Source organism: Geodermatophilus arenarius (genome assembly GCF_042654585.1).
Lineage (GTDB): Bacteria > Actinomycetota > Actinomycetes > Mycobacteriales > Geodermatophilaceae > Geodermatophilus > Geodermatophilus arenarius.
On record NZ_JBHSGR010000046.1, the window covers coordinates 1 to 5,529 of the forward strand.

Below are 5,529 nucleotides of genomic sequence, written 5' to 3' on the forward strand. Positions count from 1 at the left end.
GCGTCCGCTCCTTGAGAACTCAACAGCGTGCCGAAAGTCAGTGCCAAGTAACAAACCCCCGGCGCTGCACCGTGTGGTGGAGCGCAGGGATTCCTTTGGTTGATGACATCGAGAGTGCTAGCTCTCGGTTCTCGGCCAGCGATTGAATGCATCTACGGAGAGTTTGATCCTGGCTCAGGACGAACGCTGGCGGCGTGCTTAACACATGCAAGTCGAACGCTGAACTCCGCTTGCGGGGGGATGAGTGGCGAACGGGTGAGTAACACGTGGGCAACCTGCCCCCGGCTTCGGGATAACTCCAAGAAATTGGGGCTAATACCGGATGTGACCGCTGGCCGCATGGTCTGGTGGTGGAAAGGGTTTCCGGCTGGGGATGGGCCCGCGGCCTATCAGCTTGTTGGTGGGGTAGTGGCCTACCAAGGCGACGACGGGTAGCCGGCCTGAGAGGGTGACCGGCCACACTGGGACTGAGACACGGCCCAGACTCCTACGGGAGGCAGCAGTGGGGAATATTGCGCAATGGGCGGAAGCCTGACGCAGCGACGCCGCGTGGGGGATGACGGCCTTCGGGTTGTAAACCTCTTTCAGCAGGGACGAAGCCGCGAGGTGACGGTACCTGCAGAAGAAGCACCGGCCAACTACGTGCCAGCAGCCGCGGTAATACGTAGGGTGCAAGCGTTGTCCGGAATTATTGGGCGTAAAGAGCTCGTAGGCGGTTCGTCGCGTCGGCTGTGAAAACCCGGAGCTCAACTCCGGGCCTGCAGTCGATACGGGCGGACTCGAGTTCGGCAGGGGAGACTGGAATTCCTGGTGTAGCGGTGAAATGCGCAGATATCAGGAGGAACACCGGTGGCGAAGGCGGGTCTCTGGGCCGATACTGACGCTGAGGAGCGAAAGCGTGGGGAGCGAACAGGATTAGATACCCTGGTAGTCCACGCCGTAAACGTTGGGCGCTAGGTGTGGGGGCCATTCCACGGTCTCCGTGCCGCAGCTAACGCATTAAGCGCCCCGCCTGGGGAGTACGGCCGCAAGGCTAAAACTCAAAGGAATTGACGGGGGCCCGCACAAGCGGCGGAGCATGTTGCTTAATTCGATGCAACGCGAAGAACCTTACCTAGGCTTGACATGCACGGAAAAGCGGCAGAGATGTCGTGTCCTTTTAGGGTCGTGCACAGGTGGTGCATGGTTGTCGTCAGCTCGTGTCGTGAGATGTTGGGTTAAGTCCCGCAACGAGCGCAACCCTCGTTCCATGTTGCCAGCACGTGATGGTGGGGACTCATGGGAGACTGCCGGGGTCAACTCGGAGGAAGGTGGGGATGACGTCAAATCATCATGCCCCTTATGTCTAGGGCTGCAAACATGCTACAATGGCCGGTACAAAGGGCTGCGATACCGCGAGGTGGAGCGAATCCCAAAAAGCCGGTCTCAGTTCGGATTGGGGTCTGCAACTCGACCCCATGAAGTTGGAGTCGCTAGTAATCGCAGATCAGCAACGCTGCGGTGAATACGTTCCCGGGCCTTGTACACACCGCCCGTCACGTCACGAAAGTCGGTAACGCCCGAAGCCGGTGGCCCAACCCCTTGTGGGAGGGAGCCGTCGAAGGCGGGATCGGCGATTGGGACGAAGTCGTAACAAGGTAGCCGTACCGGAAGGTGCGGCTGGATCACCTCCTTTCTAAGGAGCACTGGCCGGCGGACCGCTTCCTGTGGGGAGTGTCTGTCGGCCCAGAGCCACGCCCACCGCGGGATGGCTTCTCAACTGTGAGGAGCCGCGGGTCGGTGGGGTGGTGCTCGAGGGTGGAACGCTGACCAGTTCGGCCGGCCGCTGCTGCGGCCTCCTAGTACGGCATCGCGTCTTCGGGCGCCTGCGGGGAACGGGGGTCGGGGGAGTTCGGATCGGTCGTAGGCACGCTGTTGGGTCCTGAGGGAGCGGGCTATCGCTTCTTCGTCCGGGCCTTCCCGATTTCACATCGCCGCGCGTGCGCGGGCCGGTGGAGTCGTTGGGGAAGGAGCGCGGGTTGGTCGTTGAGAACTGCACAGTGGACGCGAGCATCTTTGATCTCTTGTCTCGCTGCCGGCGGGGACCTTGCGGGGTGGCCGTCGGCTGGCGAGTGCCGGAGTTCGCGTGTTTGTAGGTTTGTGTGTGGCCAAGATGTTGAGGGCACACGGTGGATGCCTGGGCACCAGGAGCCGATGAAGGACGTGGGAGGCTGCGATAAGCCTCGGGGAGCTGCCAACCGAGCGTTGATCCGAGGGTGTCCGAATGGGGGAACCCCGCACCAGTCATGTGGTGTGACCCGCGCCTGAACACATAGGGCGTGTGGAGGGAACGTGGGGAAGTGAAACATCTCAGTACCCACAGGAGAAGAAAACAACCGTGATTCCGTGAGTAGTGGCGAGCGAAAGCGGATGAGGCTAAACCGTTTCCATGTGAGACCCGGCAGGGGTTGTGGAGGCGGGGTCGTGGGACCGATCGTGTCAGTTCTGCCGGACTGGCGGGGAGTGAGAAAGCGCAGTTGTTAGGGGAAGGCCTCTGGAAGGGGTCGCCGTAGAGGGTGAGAGCCCCGTACTCGAAAACGCTACGCCTCCTTGTTGTCGTGTTCCCAAGTAGCACCGAGCCCGTGGAATTCGGTGTGAATCTGGCGGGACCACCCGCTAAGCCTGAATACTCCCTGGTGACCGATAGCGGACGAGTACCGTGAGGGAAAGGTGAAAAGTACCCCGGGAGGGGAGTGAAATAGTACCTGAAACCGTGTGCCTACAAGCCGTCAGAGCCGTGAAGCCGCGCCTCGTGCGCGGGCGGTGATGGCGTGCCTTTTGAAGAATGAGCCTGCGAGTTAGCGGTACGTGGCGAGGTTAACCCGTGTGGGGTAGCCGTAGCGAAAGCGAGTCCGAACAGGGCGAGTGAGTCGCGTGCTCTAGACCCGAAGCCGGGTGATCTACCCATGGCCAGGTTGAAGCGCGGGTAAGACCGCGTGGAGGACCGAACCCACCAGGGTTGAAAACCTGGGGGATGAGCTGTGGGTAGGGGTGAAAGGCCAATCAAACCCGGTGATAGCTGGTTCTCCCCGAAATGCATTTAGGTGCAGCGTCGCGTGTTTCTTGCCGGAGGTAGAGCACTGGATGGCCGATGGGCCCCACAAGGTTACTGACGTCAACCAAACTCCGAATGCCGGTAAGTGAGAGCGCGGCAGTGAGACTGCGGGCGATAAGGTTCGTAGTCGAGAGGGAAACAGCCCAGATCATCGGCTAAGGCCCCTAAGCGTGTGCTAAGTGGAAAAGGATGTGGGATCGCAGTGACAACCAGGAGGTTGGCTTAGAAGCAGCCATCCTTGAAAGAGTGCGTAATAGCTCACTGGTCAAGTGGTTCCGCGCCGACAATGTAGCGGGGCTCAAGCACACCGCCGAAGCCGTGGCACTCCGTCGTGACCCCGTCGGTTCTTCCTCGTGGAGGCCGGCCAGGGGACGGGGTGGGTAGGGGAGCGTCGTGTGGCGGGTGAAGCGGCGGCGGAAGCCAGCCGTGGACGCCACGCGAGTGAGAATGCAGGCATGAGTAGCGAGAGGGGAGTGAGAACCTCCCCCGCCGGAAGACCAAGGGTTCCTGGGCCAGGCTAATCCGCCCAGGGTGAGTCGGGACCTAAGGCGAGGCCGACAGGCGTAGTCGATGGACAACGGGTTGATATTCCCGTACCCGCGAAGGAGCGCCCATGCCCAGGCCAGTGATGCTGACCCACCGAAACCGCTCCGCCCCTTCGGGGTCGGGGTGGCAGTAGCTGGGGACCCGAGCTGGTAGTAGGCAAGCGATGGGGTGACGCAGGAAGGTAGTCGGGCCGGTGAGTGGTGGTACCGGTGCAAGGGTGTGGCCCGCGCCATAGGCAAATCCGTGGCGCACGAGGGTGAGGCCTGACGCGTAGCCGAATGAGGCGAATCCGATGATCCTATGCTGCCGAGAAAAGCCTCTAGCGAGTTCCGAGCGGCCCGTACCCCAAACCAACTCAGGTGGTCAGGTAGAGAATACCGAGGCGATCGAGCGAACTGTGGTTAAGGAACTCGGCAAAATGCCCCCGTAACTTCGGGAGAAGGGGGGCCCTCGTCCGTGAACCGCCTTGCGCGGGGCAGCGGGTGGGGGCCGCAGAGACCAGTGAGAAGCGACTGTTTACTAAAAACACAGGTCCGTGCGAAGTCGTAAGACGAGGTATACGGACTGACGCCTGCCCGGTGCTGGAACGTTAAGGGGACGGGTTAGTCCTTCGGGGCGAAGCTCAGAACTCAAGCGCCAGTAAACGGCGGTGGTAACTATAACCATCCTAAGGTAGCGAAATTCCTTGTCGGGTAAGTTCCGACCTGCACGAATGGCGTAACGACTTCTCAGCTGTCTCAACCACAGGCTCGGCGAAATTGCACTACGAGTAAAGATGCTCGTTACGCGCGGCAGGACGGAAAGACCCCGGGACCTTCACTACAGCTTGATATTGGTGTTCGGTTCGGCTTGTGTAGGATAGGTGGGAGACTGCGAAGCCGGCACGCCAGTGTCGGTGGAGTCGCCGTTGAAATACCACTCTGGTCGAATTGGATGTCTAACCTCGGTCCGTGAGCCGGATCAGGAACAGTGTCAGGTGGGTAGTTTAACTGGGGCGGTTGCCTCCCAAAATGTAACGGAGGCGCCCAAAGGTTCCCTCAGCCTGGTTGGCAATCAGGTGTCGAGTGCAAGTGCACAAGGGAGCTTGACTGTGAGACCGACGGGTCGAGCAGGAGCGAAAGCTGGGACTAGTGACCCGGCACCGGCATGTGGAAGCGGTGTCGCTCAACGGATAAAAGGTACCCCGGGGATAACAGGCTGATCTTCCCCAAGAGTCCATATCGACGGGATGGTTTGGCACCTCGATGTCGGCTCGTCGCATCCTGGGGCTGGAGTAGGTCCCAAGGGTTGGGCTGTTCGCCCATTAAAGCGGTACGCGAGCTGGGTTTAGAACGTCGTGAGACAGTTCGGTCCCTATCCGCCGTGCGCGTAAGAGACTTGCGAAGAGCTGTCCCTAGTACGAGAGGACCGGGACGGACGAACCTCTGGTGTGCCAGTTGTACCGCCAGGTGCACTGCTGGTTGGCTACGTTCGGCAGGGATAACCGCTGAAAGCATCTAAGCGGGAAGCTCGCTTCAAGATGAGGTCTCTCACCCAGTCAATGGGGTAAGGCCCCCGCCCAGACCAGCGGGTTGATAGGCCGGAAGTGGAAGCGCCGCAAGGCGTGGAGCTGACCGGTACTAACAGGCCGAGGGCTTGACCACACACCTTCCTGCCAACACACAACAGGTGTGCACCACGCGTCCACTGTGCAGTTCTGAACGCAGCCAACCCCCCGCACCCGGCCAGCTGGCCGGTGCGGGCCGGGGCACCGTTCACAGTGTTACGGCGGCCATGGCGAGAGGGAAACGCCCGGATCCATTCCGAACCCGGAAGCTAAGCCTCTCAGCGCCGATGGTACTGCCCCGGAGACGGGGTGGGAGAGTAGGACGCCGCCGGACAACCATTCA

The 5,529-nt window shown here is 61.0% G+C and carries 3 rRNA genes; all 3 read left to right on the forward strand.

The features are described 5' to 3' along the window. Window positions 1-151: 151 nt before the first annotated feature. Window positions 152-1,675 (forward strand): 16S ribosomal RNA (locus tag ACFO3M_RS22625). 470 nt (window positions 1,676-2,145) lie between these two features. After that, a 23S ribosomal RNA gene (locus ACFO3M_RS22630) occupies window positions 2,146-5,283 on the forward strand. Window positions 5,284-5,403: 120 nt separating this feature from the next. Then, a 5S ribosomal RNA gene (gene rrf / locus ACFO3M_RS22635) occupies window positions 5,404-5,520 on the forward strand. Together the 16S, 23S and 5S rRNA genes form the textbook arrangement of a ribosomal RNA operon. The last annotated feature ends 9 nt before the right edge of the window (window positions 5,521-5,529 follow it).